Origin of the sequence: Arthrobacter sp. StoSoilB5 (assembly GCF_019977235.1) — a bacterium.
In the GTDB taxonomy this organism is placed as follows: domain Bacteria; phylum Actinomycetota; class Actinomycetes; order Actinomycetales; family Micrococcaceae; genus Arthrobacter.
Genome location: NZ_AP024646.1, coordinates 4,284,831 through 4,302,633, shown reverse-complemented (window position 1 = coordinate 4,302,633; position 17,803 = coordinate 4,284,831). Strand labels below are relative to the sequence as shown.

14 protein-coding genes are annotated in these 17,803 nt (G+C 62.4%); 5 read left to right on the top strand and 9 right to left on the bottom strand.

The genetic code is table 11. The features are described 5' to 3' along the window. Nucleotides 1–2: 2 nt before the first annotated feature. On the bottom strand, nt 3–1,055 hold the full coding sequence (locus tag LDN75_RS19430) for a hypothetical protein (RefSeq protein ID WP_223934334.1): 1,053 nt from the start codon (nt 1,053–1,055) through the stop codon (nt 3–5). Between the two features lie 105 nt (nt 1,056–1,160). Here LDN75_RS19430 and LDN75_RS19425 point away from each other — a divergent pair, with 105 nt between their 5' ends. Beyond that, nucleotides 1,161–1,334: a hypothetical protein gene (locus LDN75_RS19425; protein WP_216926367.1), complete on the top strand. Its 174-nt coding sequence runs from the start codon at nt 1,161–1,163 to the stop codon at nt 1,332–1,334. Nucleotides 1,335–1,620: 286 nt separating this feature from the next. Here LDN75_RS19425 and LDN75_RS19420 read toward each other — a convergent pair whose 3' ends face one another. Then, nucleotides 1,621–3,264: an ATP-binding protein gene (locus LDN75_RS19420; RefSeq protein ID WP_223934333.1), complete on the bottom strand. Its 1,644-nt coding sequence runs from the start codon at nt 3,262–3,264 to the stop codon at nt 1,621–1,623. A 239-nt stretch (nt 3,265–3,503) separates the two neighbouring features. On the opposite strand from LDN75_RS19420, the gene LDN75_RS19415 reads away from it, so the two are divergent. Continuing rightward, a complete protein-coding gene (locus tag LDN75_RS19415) occupies nt 3,504–3,887 on the top strand; it encodes an STAS/SEC14 domain-containing protein (RefSeq protein ID WP_223934332.1) in 384 nt (127 codons plus the stop codon). A 19-nt stretch (nt 3,888–3,906) separates the two neighbouring features. Beyond that, nucleotides 3,907–4,710, top strand: a complete 804-nt coding sequence (locus LDN75_RS19410; protein ID WP_223934331.1) for a class I SAM-dependent methyltransferase — start codon at nt 3,907–3,909, stop codon at nt 4,708–4,710. Between the two features lie 35 nt (nt 4,711–4,745). Here the strand turns inward: LDN75_RS19410 and LDN75_RS19405 are convergent, their stop codons facing one another. Further along, complete coding sequence (locus LDN75_RS19405) at nt 4,746–5,618, bottom strand: nuclear transport factor 2 family protein (protein WP_223934330.1); 873 nt, start codon at nt 5,616–5,618, stop codon at nt 4,746–4,748. Nucleotides 5,619–5,669: 51 nt separating this feature from the next. On the opposite strand from LDN75_RS19405, the gene LDN75_RS19400 reads away from it, so the two are divergent. Next, entirely contained in the window at nt 5,670–6,308 is a 639-nt protein-coding gene (locus tag LDN75_RS19400) for a TetR/AcrR family transcriptional regulator (protein ID WP_223934329.1), read from the top strand. 50 nt (nt 6,309–6,358) lie between these two features. Here the strand turns inward: LDN75_RS19400 and LDN75_RS19395 are convergent, their stop codons facing one another. From LDN75_RS19395 to LDN75_RS19375, 5 genes are all read right to left on the bottom strand, one after another. Beyond that, nucleotides 6,359–8,584: a S9 family peptidase gene (locus tag LDN75_RS19395; protein WP_223934328.1), complete on the bottom strand. Its 2,226-nt coding sequence runs from the start codon at nt 8,582–8,584 to the stop codon at nt 6,359–6,361. Nucleotides 8,585–8,647: 63 nt separating this feature from the next. Beyond that, nucleotides 8,648–9,577, bottom strand: coding sequence for a diguanylate cyclase (locus LDN75_RS19390; RefSeq protein WP_223934327.1), 930 nt, complete (start codon nt 9,575–9,577; stop codon nt 8,648–8,650). Beyond that, entirely contained in the window at nt 9,574–13,005 is a 3,432-nt protein-coding gene (locus tag LDN75_RS19385) for a response regulator (RefSeq protein WP_223934326.1), read from the bottom strand. The genes LDN75_RS19390 and LDN75_RS19385 overlap by 4 nt, the downstream gene beginning before the upstream one ends. Before the next feature lie 195 nt (nt 13,006–13,200). Continuing rightward, on the bottom strand, nt 13,201–14,868 hold the full coding sequence (locus LDN75_RS19380) for an alkaline phosphatase D family protein (RefSeq protein WP_223934325.1): 1,668 nt from the start codon (nt 14,866–14,868) through the stop codon (nt 13,201–13,203). A gap of 218 nt (nt 14,869–15,086) precedes the next feature. Continuing rightward, nucleotides 15,087–15,692, bottom strand: coding sequence for a TasA family protein (locus LDN75_RS19375; protein ID WP_223934324.1), 606 nt, complete (start codon nt 15,690–15,692; stop codon nt 15,087–15,089). 481 nt (nt 15,693–16,173) lie between these two features. Between LDN75_RS19375 and LDN75_RS19370 the strand changes: the two genes are divergently transcribed. Then, entirely contained in the window at nt 16,174–17,118 is a 945-nt protein-coding gene (locus LDN75_RS19370; protein WP_223934323.1) for a LysM domain-containing protein, read from the top strand. Between the two features lie 12 nt (nt 17,119–17,130). Here the strand turns inward: LDN75_RS19370 and LDN75_RS19365 are convergent, their stop codons facing one another. After that, nucleotides 17,131–17,727: a low molecular weight phosphatase family protein gene (locus LDN75_RS19365; RefSeq protein ID WP_223934322.1), complete on the bottom strand. Its 597-nt coding sequence runs from the start codon at nt 17,725–17,727 to the stop codon at nt 17,131–17,133. Nucleotides 17,728–17,803: the final 76 nt, after the last annotated feature.

Genomic DNA, 17,803 nt, shown 5'->3' with positions numbered 1-17,803 from the left:
GGTCACCCCCTGTGAGGTTCCCCTCGCTGATCAACCATATCCCGGAGGTACTCCCGAACGGCGGAGCTGCGATCAGGCAGCGCCGCCTGATCGAAAAGGTTGGCAGTTTCGCTGAAGGTCGCCACCGCTTCCTCCCGCCGGCCGAGGGCGAGCAAAGTCCGTGCCAGAAGGAAATGGGACTCCGCGGAGGTTTGCGTGGCCAGGATGGATGACCGGGCACACAAGGGCTCAAGGATGGTGAGGGCTTCCTGCATGTCGCCGTTGAGATAATTCCAGTGGGCGCGGACCAGCGACATCTCCAAGTGATCCCGCTCGGAACCTCCCACAATGTCTGTGGCGAGCTCGGCCCTCTCGATGCAACGGAGGGTGGCCGCATCACTTAGCCGGGCCTGAAGCCGCATCTCCGCGGAAGCGCGGTTGAACCGTGCCCACAAATCCACGTCCTTGGACGGAGAGAGCCGTTCGGAGGCAAGATCGTGGTAGCGGCTGCCATCTTCAACCCGGTCTGCGAGGAAGGCAACGTTGCCGATCACCCAATAGCCCTTGCCTGCGGTGTCTTCATCGATGTCCTCGGTCAGCAGGGATTCCAGCTCCAGGCACTCACGCCAGGCATCGTCCAGCATCCGGCTTTCCGCGAGGGACGCAATGAGCGCACGCTGTGCCAGGATCTGCACGTACACGAGGTCGGCATTACGCGCAGCCAGTTTGGCGGCGTCCGAAGCCATGGCAGCGGCCTCGGCTAAACGCCCCAGGCCCTGCAGGGCAACAGCAACCATGGTGCCGGCTTTGGCACCAAGCTCAGGCGAGGACGCGGTGAGCTCGTGGTCGTTCAGTTCGAGAGCCAATGACAGGTATTCATCGATCCGGCCTTGGTCGCGGAGGCATTCGGCCTGCAAGTAACGCATGTTCCACCAAGCCAGCTCATCCCCGGCATCAGTGGCGAGGTGTGCGGCTTCTCCCGCTAAGCGAAAGGCCTCGTCAAAGTCACGTTCCTTCCATTTGGCGCGTGCGTTGAGTCCGGCTACTAGATGGGACGCTAATTGTGGACTCTGCATGTGCCCATTATCCATGTCATTGGAGAAGAAAAGCTCGTATAGTTTGCCTCGTGACTGAATTCAAGTCACACCGGTAATTCGCATCAGTATGAAAGGGCACAGCGGATGAAGAAATTTGCGGCAACACTGCTCATGGCAGCGGTCCTGGCAGTAACGGGGCTCGCTGCTCCGGCTAATGCCGAGCCTTCGCAGGACAGCAACAGCACGGCAATCGGCTGGTGGCCGAACAGCACTACCACCAAGACTGAAACCACCACCATAGGTTGGTGGCCGAACTAAATTGGGGGAGCGCCTCTCAAGGCCACATGACTCAAACTGATGCCTCGGGTTTTTGCCCGGGGCATCTGTTTTGTTGCTGAATGTGTCGCAGATTAGTGACCACAAAGGTCAGGTTTCGAGCGGTCGTTGACTGGCCTGTCACGGATGGGTCCCCGCCGCCGAGGCGCGGTCAATCAGCATCAAGGCACGGTCAATCGGCAAGAAAGCACGGTCAATCAGCAGCAAGAAACCCGTCAAGCCGCAACGGGAGACCGCCAAGGGGCAGTGCGGCACCGCCAACCGGCATCTAGGGACCACCAACCGGCAATTCGACGGACACCGTAGTCCCCGAGCCCAGTGTTGAGTCGAAGACCATCCGTCCCATATGCCGGCTGACGATGTCGTGGGCGATCGCAAGCCCCAAGCCACTTCCTGGAACCGCCGCTGCCGTGGCGTTGGAGGCCCGGTAGAACCGCGTGAAGATGTGGGGAAGATCGTGTTCGGGGATGCCCAAGCCTGTGTCCGCAACCTTCACCAAGGCCGAACGGCCACCATCTGCGGATGCCGACACTGAGCTGGTGATGCCCACACGTCCGCCTTCAGGGGTGAACTTGATGGCGTTGGCCACGATGTTGGTGAAAACCTGTTCCAGCTTGGCTTCATCGGCAGTCACTTCCAGGTCCTCTGTTCCCTCGGTGAAGGACACCGCTATGTGCCGTGACTCTGCCAGTGGCCGTAGGGTTGCCACCACCACCTGGAGGAGCTTGGCGATGTCCACGGGTTTGAGGTCCAGGTTGCTGCCGTCCTGCATGGACACCGTCAGCATGTCTTCGATGAGCCGCCGCAGCCTGTCTGAGTTCCTGGCGATCACTTCCAGCATTTTGCTGATCCCTTCAGGAACCGGGCCGCCGGAACCGTCCCTGATCATGTCCAGGTAGGCCGTGATCGAGGTAAGGGGCGTCCGGAGTTCGTGGTTCACCGTCGCCAGGAAGTCTGTCTTGGCCTTGTCCAACTGCCTGAGCTGGTGCAGTACGCGTTGCTGGGCGCTGATGAGGTGGCCTTGGATGAGCCCGTGCGCCACATTCCCGGCGACGTGCTGCATCAGGGCGATCTCAGGCCGGGTCCAATCGTGCAGTTCTTCCACGGTGCTGAGAAGGATGATGCCCAAGGCTGACCCGCCTTCGCCCACCGGGAGCAGCACGGATGACACAGGGTTGAGCTCGCAAGACCAGTCCTTCAGCGCCTGGGTGATGCTGGATTCGGGCTGGGTCCGGTGGTCTGTCACGGCGAGGACGTCGGCTTCAGCCCATAGTCTGTTGGCGGTCTCTACGATCAGGCCCTCGCTGCCGCCCAACCTGGCAGGAAGCATCGGTGTGCCCGGCCGGTTCCATTGAGCGCGAATCGAGGGGACACGTTCGTCCCGGAAGGTCGCAAACCAGACGTGGTCCATGCCAAGGGCTTCACCAAAGCCACGAACCACGTGGTCGGCAATGAGTTGGGGATCGTTTGTTTCCCGGATGGCGGAGGAGACGTTCCGGAGGCTTTCGCGCAGGGCTTCGACCTCGCCCCGGGACCGTGCACGTTCCAGGGACCTGCCAATCAGGGTTTCCACGCGGTGGACAAGCTCATCGGGACGCACCGGGTTGATCAGGTAGTCCACCACGCGCCACGCTTCAGCTTCTTCAAGGTCCAGGGACTCGCCGGCGTTGAGAAGGAGCAGCACGGGAACACCGGGACTGCGCAGACCATGTGCCAAAGAGTTCTCCAACACCACTACGGTCGGACTATTGGTTTCCAGCCGCGCGGCCATGGATTCTGTATTTGCTGCGGCGAAAACTTCGAACCCTGCGGTGCTGAGCGCAGCCGTCGTCAAGGCCAGACGTTCGGCGTCTGAATCGGCCACGATCGCGGAGCGTGAAACATGCTGCACATCGGCCCCGTTCTTACCCACTGAGCCCCTTCCGTTACAACGTTCGTTCCACGGTAATTCCAGATTTGGCAACACACTATCAGCGCCACCGTGGCCTGCGGCCCTGAAGGGGCATTTGGTGTTTGTTTGCGTCGCTGGTGCAAGGCATTGCGTCGGCAGCCAGGTCTTTACATTGCGCGCGGGATTCGTCAGCCTAGAGGGTGAAAGCCCGGGGGAGGCTTCCTCCTCCTGGAATCCGCAAGGAAACGCCAAGGAGACCAGTGAACCAGCCAGCAACACCGCAAGACCACCAAGAGGTGACGTTCGAGCTGGTACTCGAAGACACAGGAATCCTTCGGTTAACGTGGCCTCGCGGATCCAGGATCCAGGCGGCGGACGCGCAAAGGGCAATGGACCGGGTTAATGAGATCTGCGGCGAGTCGCGCCACCCGATGATCGTAGATATGGCAACCACTGCAGACGTCACGCGGGGTGCCCGTTCCGTGTTCGCCAAACCCTGCCAGGCCTCACGGATCGCCCTTTGGGGTTCGTCTCCGGTGGACAGGGTCATTGCCAATTTCTTCATTGGCATCATGCAACCGCCGTGCCCCACCAAGTTCTTTACCTCCGAAACAGAAGCCTTGCGTTGGCTGAAAGAGCATTAGCGCCACTTATATTTGGAGCATGCTCTCAGCGTTCCGGAAATACCTGCTGATTCCCCGCCTGATCAGGCTTTCCTCCGCCGCGCCTAAGGACCCGCTCACGGCATGGGACCGGTACTGGGGCAACGTCCGGTCCACCGGGGCCACCGGCGACGTGTTGTGGGACTCCGGCAGCCCACATGAACTTGAGGGCTACCTGCCCAAACTTGCCCGCCTGGATCCGTCCCTTCCTGTGGTGGACGTTGGCTGTGGCAATGGCAGCTTCACACGCCTGCTGGCCCAGCACTTCCCGCACGCGCTTGGGCTCGATTACTCCCCACACGCCGTAGACCGCGCACGGCAAGAGTCAGGGGACCTCACGACGGCGTCATTCGCCGTGTGCGACATGACGGCACCTGACGCTTCGCAGACTGTGGCGACGGCCCTTGCAGCTGCTGGCTGGACAGGCGATGCCAACGTGTTCATCCGCGGCGTGTTGCACGTTCTGGATTCCAAGGGAAGGGCGGCCCTGGCCGACAACCTGCTGCCGATCGTCGGATTCCGCGGCGGCGTGTTCCTGACCGAAACCAACTTTCCCGGTACTCCGGTGGATTACGTCAGCCACCTTGGCGCCACGCGCCAATCCATTCCCGCCCCTTTGGAGTGGGCCATACGCGGCTTGCCGATGCCAGGCCGCTTTGGTTCCGCCCAACGCGCCAAGGCATTCCCGACGGCGGACTGGGTCCTTCTGGAGGAGGGCGCGTCCAGCATAGAGACACGACCATTGAGCAATCCGTCGGACCCGGACCTCATTCCGGGATACTACGCCTTGCTGCGCGCTAGCTAACACTGCACCCGCCACCACCAGGAGTGGCACGGAAGTCACCGGGGCTGTTGAACTGGGATAAGGTCCGAGTGCCGGTGAACGATCCGCCATGCGCCGTCCTCCCGCCGATAGATGTGCGTTGTTCGCATGGTGTAGTCGGCCGGGACACCGTCAACGACGGCCTGGCTGTGCTCCAACCCGACGATGTAGGCGAGGCTTCCGCTGGCACCGGCCGCGACAACCTCGAAGTCGAACCCGGTGGCGCCCGTGAACCGGAGGGCCTCTTGGCGAAACTTGGGCTCCAGATCGTTCCATCCCACTCCGGAGATGTGCGCACCGAACAGCGTGGTGGGGTCAGTGTGCGACCACAAAGCGATGCGTGCTGTCACGTCGCCCTTATGCAGGGCCACCGTCATGTCCCGCTGCTTCGGCAGGACCTCGGCCAGGAAGGCCTCGGTCTCCTTGCCCATGGCAGGTCGCTCGCCCGTCATGGGATCAGTCCGGCCAGGGGGCAACGGAACGCTGGCCTCTCCCGTCGGAAAATCTGCGTGACGATGCACGATCCGCCAGGCGCCGTTTTCGCGACGGTAGAGGTGGGTCACGCGCAGACTGTATTTCCGGGGAGTGCCCTCAACGGTGGTGGTGGTGTGCTCGTAGCCGACGGTGTAGGCGATATCCCCGCCTACACCGGCCGCGATGATCTCAAGATCGAACGAATCTGCGTGCGAAAACCACGAGGCGACGTTGCGGAACACGGGCTCAAGCTCTGCGCGGCCGCTGCCGCTGAGGCTCGCACCGAAGAGCGTCAGTGGATCGTTTTGCGACCACAGCGCGAGGCGGGGGCCGGCGTCGCCGTCGTGGATTGCACTGTCGGCGGCCTGCTGTCGGGGAACTATGTCGGCGAGGAAAGCATCGGTCTCAGTAGACATGACCAACTCCATTACAGTCTGACTGTTTTGAATACTGTTATACTGCATCCAATGAGTGCGAAAATCAAGAGGGCGTACGATTCCACCCGCCGCCAACAGCAGGCTGCGGAGACACGGCGAAGCATCATCACAGCGGCGAACGAGCTTTTTATCTCGCAGGGATACGGGCAGACCACGGTCAAACAGGTGGCTGAACGGGCGGGCGTCGCCGTCGAAACCGTATATGCGACGTTCCGCACGAAAGCCGCGCTTCTCCGGCACGTTTGGTACGTCGATTTCCGCGGCGACGAGGCCGACGTGGCCCTCTATGACAGGGCGGAGATGCAGGCCATCCTGACCGAACCGGACCTGCCCGCCAGGATCCGACGCCACGCCGAATTCGTGACCGCGAGCAATCGGCGGATTGCCCCTCTCCTTGAAGCGCTCACGGGAGCAGCCGCGAGCGAGCCCGACGCCGTCGCCATGCTCACTGAATGGGCCGACCGCCGCTTGGATGTCGCGACGCGTTACGCACACGCTGCGGCTGCCACCGGGCAGCTTGGCGTTGCGGAAGATGAATGCCGCGATGTGCTGTTCGCGACCATGGACGGCGCACTCTGGACCCGGTTCGTCGAGCAGCGCGGTTGGAGCGACGAAAGGTTCTCGGACTGGCTTGCCGCGATGTGGATCAGCATGCTCGTCCGGCACTAACCCGGGGGCGCGCCCTGCCAACGCGGGGAGATTGTCCGCACCTAATGCGACTACTTCAGCCCGGCTCCCGGAAGAAGTTCCGTGGCGCCCAGTGAGTCGGCAACAAAGGCGTAGTCCCAGGCCCGCTCGCGCCACTGCACGTACCGGCCGGACGCCCCGCCGTGGCCGCCATCCATCTCGATCTTCATGACGATCGGCTCCGTGCCGGTGGATACGGAACGCAGTGCCTGCACCCACTTGGCCGGCTCCACGTACAGCACACGGGTGTCGTTGAAGGACGTTACGGCGGCGATCTTGGGATAGGCCACGTCCCGCACATTCTCATAGGGAGTGTAGGACTTCATATACGCGTAGGCTTCGGGATCGGTGATCGGGTTGCCCCATTCCTCCCATTCCAGGGCGGACAGGGGAAGCTCGGGGTCCAAAATGCTGGTCAGCGGATCCACGAAGGGCACCTGCGCCACCACGGCCGCGTACTTTTCCGGGGCCATGTTGGCGATGGCACCCATGAGCAGCCCGCCAGCGGAACCACCCATGGCGGCAATCCGGGAAGGGTCCACCCAGCCTGAGCCTGCCAGCCAGTCGGTGGCCGCGATGAAGTCCGTGAAGGTGTTCTTCTTGGTGAGTTTCTTCCCATCCTCGTACCAGTGGCGCCCCAGCTCGCCGCCCCCTCGGATGTGGGCAATAACCATGACGATCCCGCGGTCCAGCAGCGATAGTCGCGCAACGCCGAAGCCCGGGTCCATGCTCATCTCGTACGAGCCGTACCCGTAGACCAAGCCAGCGGCGGTGCCGTCCTGCTGTACCGAGGCGTGGTGCAGCACAGACAGCGGAATCCGCGTGCCGTCGTCGGCGGTTGCCCACTCGCGGGTGGCTACATAATCCTGCGGGGAGTAACCGCCCAGGACCGGGCTTTCCTTACGCAGCAACAGCTGGCCCGCTGGTAGCCCGGCAGTGGGCAGAACGAAGTCGTAAACGCGCGAGGGCGTGAAGTAGGAGGTGTAGCGCATACGGATCACGGGAGCCTCATAGTCCGAGCCGGAAACGCCCGCGGTGTAGAGCTCGTCTTCGAAGGCGGGCTCCACTGGCGGTTCCTGCCCTGGCGTGCCCAGGCCTGCGAGCGGCAGCACCTGAACGCGCTCGATGGTGTCCTTCCGGATGGACAGCACCATGTGCGTGGAAGTGACGCCCGCGCCGTTGACGCGGACGTCGTCAGAATGCTCGACGACGGTCCGCCAGTCCTGCTCGGCCAGCGGCTTGGTGAGCTCGGAGGGATCAACCAGGCTCACCATCGAGTTGATGGCGTCCTTGTTGTGTGTCAGGAGAAGGGTTTCCCTGCCATCCAGGAGGAAGGGCTCGGCCTCGTAAAGAATGTGTTCTTCACGTGGAATGACCGTGGTGAGCCCGGCGTCGTAATCGTCAAAGCGGAGAAGCCTGGTCTCGCTGAACTCGGAGCAACCGATGCTGAGCACAAGGTGCCGGCGGTCGGAGGCGAGATCGAAGCCCAACCACATGGCGACGTCGTCCTCCTGGTAAAGAACCTCGTCCTCGGCGACCGGCGAGCCTAAAACGTGTGCCTTGACCTGGTAGGGGCGCCAGGAATCATCCACCACGGTGTAGAAAAGGCGCGTGCCGTCGGGGGAGAAGGCCACGCCGTAGAAGATGTTCTCGATGACGTCCGGCAGGAGTTCGCCCGTCCGGAGGTCTTTGATGCGCAGCGTGAAGCGTTCATCGCCGGAATTGTCCACGGCGTATGCGTAAAGGTTGCCGTCGATTGTCACGGCAGCGCCACCGATGCTGAAGAACGGCTGGCCCTCGGCTTCCACGTTTCCATCCAGGAGCACCTGCTCACCTGGGATCTCCACACCCGGCTCAACGGATGGCGGAGTCCAGTCAGCTACGGGGTCACCTGTGTTTCCGGCCACGACGCGGCAATGGATGCTGTATTCCTTGCCCTCCACCGAACGGCTGTAATACCACCAGCCATCCTTCCGGCTGGGTACGGACAGGTCAGTTTCCTGGGTGCGGCCCTTGATCTCCTGGAAGATTGCTTCCCGGAGCGGTTCCTGATGGGCGGTCACAGCCTCCTGGTAGGCGTTCTCTGCCTTGAGGTGGTCCACTACCTCCGCGGATTCTTTGTCCCGGAGCCATTCGTAGTTGTCCACGAAGACGTCGCCGTGGTGTTCGCGGCGGCTGGGGACACGTTTGGCAACAGGCGGCTGGGGCGCTGAACCGTTGGCAGGGGCAGCAACAGGCGCGGAGGAGGTGTGGCTCATATGGCAACTCTATAGACGGCCTCTGACACGGAACCAGTGATTTCGCTCAGAGCGCCCAGACGCTCAGTCCACGCCCTGCGAAAGCGTGCTGGCCAGCGTCACCCGGTTCCTTCCCGAGGCCTTTGCCGCGTACAGGGCCATGTCGGCTTCCCGCAGCAACTGCTCGGTCCCCGCGCGGTGCCCATCAGCGAACGCTGACACGCCCGCGCTGATGGTGAGTATGCCATCGGGGTCGCCGGAGTGCTCGATCTGGAGCGCATGCACAGCCGCCCGAACCCGCTCCATCACAACTTCCGCGCCAGCCGCCGTCTGCTCCCGAAGGACCAGCAGGAACTCCTCGCCGCCGAACCGGTACACGCCGTCGGACTGGCGGACCTCGGCAGCGAGGGTCGAGGCGATGGCCACCAGGGCGGCGTCTCCTGCCTGGTGGCCGTAAATATCGTTGTAGCGCTTGAAGTTGTCCACATCCACCATCGCCAGACAGTAATCCCGCGAGTAGCGGTCGCTTCTGCTGTGCAGTTGGCCCAGGTCTTCCGTCAGCTTGAGTCTGTTGTGCAGCTTGGTCAGGGGATCCGTGCGGGCCTGTTTTGTCAGCGCCGTACGATACTTGGCGAGGTCTGCGTGCAGCGAGGTGATGCGTTGCGCGGCCAGCAGGCGGATGTGCAGGTTGAAGGGGTCCAGCGGTTTGGTAACGTAATCGTCCGCGCCGGCCTCCATGCCTGCCAGGACATCTTTTCGCGAACCGTGGGACGTCACCAGGATTACGTAGGTGTAGGTGTCCTCCTCGCGCTCGCGGATTGCCCGGCAAAGATCCAAGCCGTTCAGGCCCGGCATCATCAGGTCCGTCACCACGGCCGCTGGCGCATGTGCCTGGTAAAGGTCCCAGGCCGAGTCGCCGTCCACTGCCACGATGCAGTCATGACCGGACTGCTCCACGGCGGCCTTGGTGATCATCCGGGAGATCTGGTCGTCGTCGGCGATGAGTACTTTCATGGGGCTCCCAATAATGTGCGCTCAAGTGCCCCATCCACCCGTGCGAGTTCCGAATTTAGTTGTTCGAGTAATTGCGTTCCGTGCGCTGCAACACCAGGACCAGCCTCACGTCCGAGCCGTTCCAAGTCCTTGGCCAGGGCTGCGGCACCTGTCGCGCCGATGTTGGCTGCGGCGCCGGCAAGTTTGTGGGCGGCGGCCTCCACCGCGTTGGGCTGCCCGCTCTCCAAAGCCGAGCGCAGCTTCTCCTGAGCGCGCTGGGCTTCCTCCCTAAACGCCTTGATTGCGTCAGGCAGCAGGCCCAAACCGTCCGCCGGTCCAAGTTCGCGCAGGATCTGCAGCCGGTCCTCATCGAGGACGGTGGCGCCAACGTCGTCGGATTCCGCAGGGTTGGCGTCGTCGGGCCGTGCAGCGTCCACAACAACGTTCGACGGCGGTGCTTCCGTCAGCTGCTCCTGAGGCACCCACCTGGCCAGGATGTCCCGGAGCTTGTCCAAATCCACTGGCTTGCTGATGTAATCGTCCATGCCAGCCGCGAAACAGCGCTCGCGGTCCTCGTTCAGGGCCCCGGCCGTCATGGCAATGATCGGGATCCTCACGGTTTTGGAGTCACGGGACCGAATGGTTTTTGTCGCCTCAAAGCCATCCATGACAGGCATGTGGCAGTCCATAAGAACGGCAGCATAGTTTCCGGTGAGTGTCGCCGCAACGGCTTGGGCTCCGTCGTCGACGATGTCTACTTCGTAGCCGAGCCTGTTCGCCATCCCGCGGGCCACCAGCTGGTTGACTTCATTGTCTTCAGCCACCAGAAGCTTGCCCAGCCGGAGTTCCGGGTCCCGGGACGGCAGCTCGGGCTGGGTTCCAAGGGGCGCTACCTTACCCATCGTTGTCGTTGCCACGAGCCGCAGGAGCCGGTTGTAGAACTCGGAGCTCCGCACGGGTTTGGTGAGGTACTCGCGGATTCCTGCGGTGGTGAGATCGGCCTTGTCCACCTGCATGGTGGAGGTCAGGAGAATGATCCCCGGGCCGCCCGAGCCGTTGCTCTCTTCCTTGATTTGGCGGGCCAATTCCAGGCCGTCGATATCGGGCATACACATGTCCACCACGGCGATGTCATAGGGGTGGTGGTTCGAAGCGGCCAAACGGTATTCGTCCATGGCGCTGCGCGCATCTGCGACTGCCACCGGCAGCATTCCCCAGCTGGCAAGCTGCGTCTCCAGCACCAAGCGGTTGGTGGCGTTGTCGTCCACCACCAGGACTTTCCGGCCCGCGAGCGAGGCAGGCAGGATTCCCGTGTCCGTGGCTGGAGGGCCGACAGGAAGTTCCAGTACAAACCAGAATTTGCTGCCCACGCCCATTTCGCTGTCGAGACCGATTTCGCCGCCCATGACTTGGGTCAGGCGCCGCGAGATGGCCAGGCCGAGGCCTGTGCCGCCGTAACGGCGGGTGGTGGAAGCGTCTGCCTGGGCAAAGGATTCGAACAATCGGTGGTGGTCTTCGGCGCTGATGCCGATTCCCGTGTCGCGGACTTCAAACCGCAGGGAGGCTTTATTCGAATCCTGGCTGACCACTGAAACCTGGATCTCCACCTCGCCGGATGGGGTGAACTTGACCGCGTTGGATGACAGGTTCAGCAGGATCTGCCGAATCCGTCCGGAGTCACCCATGAGCCGTTCTGGAACATTCGGATGGCAGTAGGAGATCAGCTCAAGTTCCTTGCTTTGGGCTTGCTCGGCAACCAGCCCGGCAACCTCTTCAACCAGTGCGCGTGGATCGAAAGCCGTGATGTCCAGGTCCACCTTCCCGGCTTCCAGCTTGGAGAAATCCAGGATGTCGTTGATCAGCGTCAGGAGAACCTCGCCGGCCCCCTTGACTCCTTGGGCGTATTGCCGTTGGACCTCGTTCAGGCGCGTGTCCAGCATGAGCGACGTCAGGCCGATCACGGCGTTCAGAGGGGTCCTGATCTCGTGGCTCATCGTGGCCAGGAACTCCGACTTGAGCCTGCTCGATTCCAGCGCGGCCTCCCGGGCCGCCAGGAGTTCGGCTTCTGCAGCTTTGCGTTCCGTGATGTCGCGGGAAATCGTAGCCACGCCCCAGATACCCGATTCATTGCGAACGGGTGAAAGAGTTACGGAGACCGGAATGGTGGTGCCGTCTCCGCGTCGGCGGAGGCTCTCAAAGTTCTGAACGGCACCGCTATCAGCGGTTGTTTGGAGGGCCTCGTGTTCAGCCTGCCGGAATTCCTCGGGGATAAAGAAGTCACTGTTCCTGCCTATGGCCTCCGCCGCCGTGTAGCCGAAAATGCGCTCCGCCCCCGGGTTCCAACTGAGTATCTCGCCCTCAGGTGTTTTGCCAATGATGGCGTCACCGGAGGAGTTCACGATCGCTCCCAGGCCCTCAAGCTCGGCCGTGCGGGCCGCCACTTTGGACTCGAGGTCCCTCGTGAGCGACACATTCTCGACGACGATCAGCACCTGCCGCACGATGACGAACACCAAGACCAGGAGACCCGTGACCAGCAGGATCGGGTCTCCTAAGTTGATGGCGCGACTCCGGTTGAAAAGGACTGCGGCGAAAACGGGAACATACGGGAGGAGTTCCAACGCCGCAGCATATGTACGTCCGTCCTTCTTGCTGCTGCTGGCCTCCGGCGCCAGAGGGCTCAGTCCGACCAGAAGAAAAGCTGCTACCCAGCCCAAGGCCAAGGGGGACCCGGTCACACCTGTGATGCCTTCGGTAGTGAGCCGAACGTAGGTAAGGTCAGTCAAAGCGAGTACCAGGAAGCCGAGGCCAAGGCACAGCCAGGGCAGGCGCCGCCCCCGGGCAGCCCGCATGGTCAGGACGATCACCAGGGAGAGCATCACCACGTCCACGAACGGGTAGGCCAGCGTGGTCAGGAAGGCAAGGGTGTCAGTGTTGCCTGCCGCGATCACTGGCCCGAGGACTGCGCCCCACGCAATGAAAAGAACCGCGCTGGCCACTGTCCCCACATCCAGGACAGTACGGAGGACTGACATGCGGACGCTGCCGTCCCTTGAAAGCAGCACGAGTCCGGCCGCCACAGGCACGGCATAGCAGACGAATCCGATGTCGGAAGCTGATGGGAATGGGTATGCGTGATCCAGCACCACGCCGTTGAAGGTCCAGAGGGCCTGCCCACAGGTCCAAAGGGCCAACCCGGCCACCACAAACCATCGGGCCTTTGTGTTGCCGTGGCCCCGCAAAGCTGCGCTGGTGTGTGTCACCAGCGCAGTGACTGCGGCGGCGAGGATCGCTAGATCACCTGCGAGCTGTGCTGTGGGTGTGCCGATGCCGCTGCCGAGCCCGGCGGCCAAAAGTACCGCGCACAGTCCCACTGCGAAAAGGAAAAGCGGCATGCCCTGCCGCGACCACGCGCGCACCGGAAAAACCTCGTGCTTCACTCCTGCCACTGAACCCCTGCCTTCGAAAGTGGCCCCACCAAAAGCGAACAACGCATCTTGCCTTTGCGCTGAGGAGAGCATACGCCGAAAGCGCGCTTAAGTGACCGGCAACACACAAAGGTGACGTCCTGTGAAACCCCCATCTAAGTAGCAGTTAAGCGCGTTTTGAGCGTCCAAAACGGCATTAACTGCGACGCAGTTGGGTCAGCGCTCCGGGGTGAGGGTTTTCGAGAACAGCACAGCACCATTGGCATTGCGGAGGCTTGCCGTGAACGTGCCGTCCGGGGCAAGGTCCACATGTCCGAAATATTGGTTCTCGCCGTCCCGCGGTGACTCGCCCGCGAAACGCCCGGCCTTGCTGAACACCACTTCGGGCCCAAACGTTCCATCCATGGCGTTGGGACCAAACGAGCCAGCGTTGATGGGGCCGGCCACGAACTCCCAGAAGGGATCGAAGTCGGTGAACGCTGCACGTTCGGGGGAGTAGTGATGGGCTGCGCAGTAGTGCACATCGGCGGTGAGCCATACAGTGTTCTTGACGCCGTCCCGCTTGAAAGCACTCAGTACCCCAGCGATTTCCAGTTCCCGTCCCAAGGGAGCGCCGTTGTCCCGGTTGGAGAGACTCTCCTGGTTCACCGGCCCATCCGGCACGATGATTCCCAGCGGGAGGTCCGCGGCAATCACCTTCCATGTCGCCTTGGATTGGCGTACTTCCTTGATCAGCCAGTCCACCTGCTCCTGGCCCAGGATGTTCGTGGAGTAGGGTTCTTTGCCGTCCGTGTTGGGGGACTTGAACGTCCTCATGTCCAGGCAGAAGATCTCCAACTGCGGGCCGCGCGAAATTTTCCGGTAGATGCGCGCAGGTTGGTACTGGCCGGCGTCGAACGTTCCTGGGCGCCAAAGCGCCGCGGAGTCCGCGATTGGCATGTTCTCCTGCCAGGCCTGACGGCCGCGGGCCGCGAGGACGTTCACGTTGCTTTCGGTGTAGCGGGCGTCGTCCAGGATCTGGCCGGGGTACCAGTTGTTGTGCGTTTCGTGGTCGTCCCACTGCGCGATCACGGGGACCTCGGCGAACATGGCGCGCATATTGGCGTCCAGGGAGTTGTAACGGTGCCGGCCCCGGTATTCGCCGAGTGTCTCAGCAACCTTGGACACTTCCTCGGTGACGATGTTCCGCCACACCTGGCCGTCCTTTTCGGTGACGGTGGCGGCGATGGGGCCGTCGGCGTAGATGGTGTCCCCGGAGTGGATGAAGAAGTCCGGGCGCGTGGCATGCATTGCGTTGTAGCCGCGCATGCCGCCGATCTCCTCATTGATGCCCCAACCCTGCCCGGCGGTGTCTCCGGTCCACACGAAGCTTTGGTTTGACGACCGCGTGCCGTCTCCAGGCGCGCCTTGGCGATCGTTCCCGGACGAGCCGGGGGCCGTGCTGAACGTCCCGTTGACTGCCTCGCCGAGCCCGTTCTCGTCCTCGAAGTTGAGTTCAAGCGCGAAGCGGGTCCCGGACGGAAGTCCTTTGGCGTGGATCTTGGCGGTGAAGTCACTGGCGTCGGTAGCGAGCGGTCCTTGGATGGTGCGGCTGAACCCGTACCGTCCCCGGAGGATCTCGCCCGCGCTGTCCACTGCTTGCAGGCGGGCCGTGAGGCGCCCCGGGCCCGAGGCACGTGACCAGAGGACAGCGGAATCGGTGGTGACATCGCCGGTGGCAATGCCAGTGGGGAGAGTTAGGCGCTTGCGGACCAAGGGGATGCTGGCCGGGGCGGCAGATGCGGCCGGGATCCCAACGGTTCCAGCACCCGCGGTTCCAGCGCCCGCGAGGGCCAAGCTGGCGAGGGATGTTTTGACCAGGTTGCGGCGTGAGAGATCAGTCATGGATCCACTGTCTCGGGCCGCCGTGAACGGAGCGTGAGCCTCAGGTGAAGGAAACCGGTCAGTCGCCACAGACCAGTCAGGAAACTCAACGACTTCTCAGCGCGCCGGGCATACCGGCGGGCCTGATCGGGCAGGGGGCGTCCGACCAGGCCCGGCGGGGCTCTGTTTTGAAGCTGGGTGATTTGAAGCGGGGTGGTGGGGCTTTTGTGGGGCTGGTGTTACCTGGTGGTTTCGGTGCGTTGGGTGCCGGTGAAGGCGAAGGCGATGGTGCTGGTGGCGCCCTGGAAGGTGTCATTCGCCGTGGTGGGGAATGCGGTGGTGACTTTGAGGTAGTCGGTCTTGGCTGCGGTCAGGGCGGTCAGGTTGTTCAGGACTTTGTTCGCGGTGATTACCGGGGCGGCGGCCATGACGGTGGTCTTGGTGCCGGAGCAGGTGTAGGGGGCTGCAGCGCCGGTCCAGGCAACCGAGCAGTTCTCGATGGTCAGCTGCAGGCCGTTGGTTGTGTCGGTGGTGAGCAGTGAGGCGGTGGCGCCGGCGGAGGTGGTGAGGGTGACGTTGTTCAGGTCCGAGTTGCCGGTGTTGGCCAGGGTGACGAGCTTTTCGACCTTGTCTCCGGGCAGGAGTCCTGCCACCGGGACGTTGAGGGTGTTGTTCGCTCCGGTGCCCAATGCGATGGTGACGGTGCCGGCGGTGGTTTGCTGGCTGGCTGAGGTGGAGGAGGTGAACGCGCCGTAGGTTCCCATGCCGGCGACGGCGGCTGCGGTGCCGAGCAATGCGACGGAAACGAGGACTTTGCCGGAGGTGGTCTTGAGGCTGATGGCCATGGGAATCAATATCCTTTCGGGAGGCCACCGCTGCCGGCCGGCCGTTTCGTTTGCCGGCCCTGAGTGGCTGACAAGAAATACTTTGCCGGGCCCGGATCAAGAACCAATCCTGCAATCCATCAACACTTGCTCAGGAAAAGATCAAGAAACGGTCAGGCCCTCCCAGAACTAGCGGAAATGGACTACTCGCATTCCTGATTCCAAAGCAAGTGGTGCGTTCCGGAAAATTTGCGTACTACCTAGTGCTAATCCCGGGCTCCGAAGAAAAAGACGAGTATCTGCTACTCGTGCGGTGCCCATGGCCAATTCCTAGCATTAAGTTGCCTAGGGTTTCTGAATTTCTGTTCCGCCGGCTCAGCGGTGGTTCGCTCCCTCGCACGTGACGAGTGGCGCTCCCCACAACATTTCTGCGCTATCGCATACGCCCCTCCCACAGGGCTTCTGCGTGCTCAGACCGACGCCATGGATTCTGGGATACCCAATGAACATTTACAATGACGAGCTTCAAACTACACTGTCAAAGAGCGCGCCCGGCGGGACCTTGCTGCTTGGGTCGCGCAAAAACAAATTCCTGATGATCGCAATTGCCATCATCGTTGTTATAGGGCTAATTCTATTGATTTTTGGGGTTTTTTCACAGGCAAACAACCCAGCAGTTGATGTGGGACAGAATGTGTCCAGTGAACAACTGACTGCCCCGCAAGCCCCAGACTCCAGTCCAGCCACGTCCGCTGCGAGTGAAGCAGCAGCGGCACCCGCAACCGAAACCAAGGTTCCCGCCGTCGAACCGGCCGTGGCCGCGGCGCCGCCCGCAGAGCCTGCACCGGCCGAACCCGCACCGCCGGCAGTGGATTCCAACCTCTATACGGTCGTCGCCGGAGACACCGTGGGCTCCATAGCTGCACGGTTCGGGGTGAACATGAACGAGATGTTGGCTGCCAACGGTTTGAGCGGCTACTCCGTCATTGTGCCCGGCCAAGTCCTGAAACTCACTGGACCAGCTGTTCCACTCATCGATCCGGCACCGGCTCCCGCTGCCCCCGCCCAGGCCGCCCCCGCCCAAGCCGCCCCTGCGCAGGCTGCTGCTCCCGTAGCCGCAGGCTGGACAATTTATGTGGCTGGATCCGGAGGCCAAAGCCTGGTGGACGCGTGCATTGGACCCATCCATTTCACTCCCACGGATGGCTACGCACTGTTCATCACCGAGCACGACTTCTGTGGAGGTTGGGCACGTTTCTCCGGCATCGGTGTGGGACAGACGGTTAACATCCCGGGCTACGGCACTTACACCGTGACCGGAAGGGGACAAGTGCCGAACCCCGGAACTACTAACAATGTCGCGGCTGTCTTCGGCGGCTTTCCCGCGGTTGTCCTGCAGACATGCATCCCAGGTACGAGCCAGATGTTGGTGATCGGACTCAATTAGCAGGAGGGCTGACTAGGCCGGCGCCGTAAGGCGAGCAAAGCGGAGGATGCCTAAGATGGCCGGGGCCAGCTCATCCTCCATTTGGTGGTAGACCTCTTCCGCTCTTCGGTAGGGGTCTACCACGTCATTGTCTGCAGGATCGGCCGGCAGCGCTAAGTGACGCACGGAAGCCGCCCGGGCCGGAAGAGCCCGCCAGAATTCCACGATGTCGCCCGCAGGAACAACGTCACCACGCGTCTCCAGAACGGCAAGCATCCTCGCAAACTCACGAATGGTGAACGTTCGCTTCAACAAAGAGGCATCCAGCTGGAGGACTTCCCCCCGGTGCCTGGACGTCATAGCAAGTACAAGGTCGGTTTCCCGAAGGATCTTTTGGTTCAGCTGCCTGGCCGCGAAGTTGTCGGGGCTTCCGCGGAAGGTGCTGATCATGTTGGCCGATAGGGGCTGGATCGGCTCTCCGACCATGGCGCGTGTACCAGCGCTGCGAACCTCGAAGGAACCCGGGCTTGCGTGGTTGAGCCCTGCCTGCAGCAGCCGTTCTGCCACAGGGGAGCGGCAAATGTTCCCTGTGCAGACGGTGAGGATTCTAAACGGCTGGGGCGATTCCACGTGCGGCTCTTTTCTTGCGGGGCTTTGAACGGCTCAGGTCCCATCCCAAGTTAACACGGGCAACAGTAACCACCCT

Excerpts from the sequence above, each read along its gene's own strand:
- LDN75_RS19430 (WP_223934334.1), bottom strand. The coding sequence starts at position 1,055 with ATGCAGAGTCCACAATTAGCGTCCCATCTAGTAGCCGGACTCAACGCA.
- LDN75_RS19425 (WP_216926367.1), top strand. The coding sequence starts at position 1,161 with ATGAAGAAATTTGCGGCAACACTGCTCATGGCAGCGGTCCTGGCAGTA.
- LDN75_RS19410 (WP_223934331.1), top strand. The coding sequence starts at position 3,907 with ATGCTCTCAGCGTTCCGGAAATACCTGCTGATTCCCCGCCTGATCAGG.
- LDN75_RS19405 (WP_223934330.1), bottom strand. The coding sequence starts at position 5,618 with ATGTCTACTGAGACCGATGCTTTCCTCGCCGACATAGTTCCCCGACAG.
- LDN75_RS19400 (WP_223934329.1), top strand. The coding sequence starts at position 5,670 with ATGAGTGCGAAAATCAAGAGGGCGTACGATTCCACCCGCCGCCAACAG.
- LDN75_RS19395 (WP_223934328.1), bottom strand. The coding sequence starts at position 8,584 with ATGAGCCACACCTCCTCCGCGCCTGTTGCTGCCCCTGCCAACGGTTCA.
- LDN75_RS19390 (WP_223934327.1), bottom strand. The coding sequence starts at position 9,577 with ATGAAAGTACTCATCGCCGACGACGACCAGATCTCCCGGATGATCACC.
- LDN75_RS19380 (WP_223934325.1), bottom strand. The coding sequence starts at position 14,868 with ATGACTGATCTCTCACGCCGCAACCTGGTCAAAACATCCCTCGCCAGC.
- LDN75_RS19375 (WP_223934324.1), bottom strand. The coding sequence starts at position 15,692 with ATGGCCATCAGCCTCAAGACCACCTCCGGCAAAGTCCTCGTTTCCGTC.
- LDN75_RS19370 (WP_223934323.1), top strand. The coding sequence starts at position 16,174 with ATGAACATTTACAATGACGAGCTTCAAACTACACTGTCAAAGAGCGCG.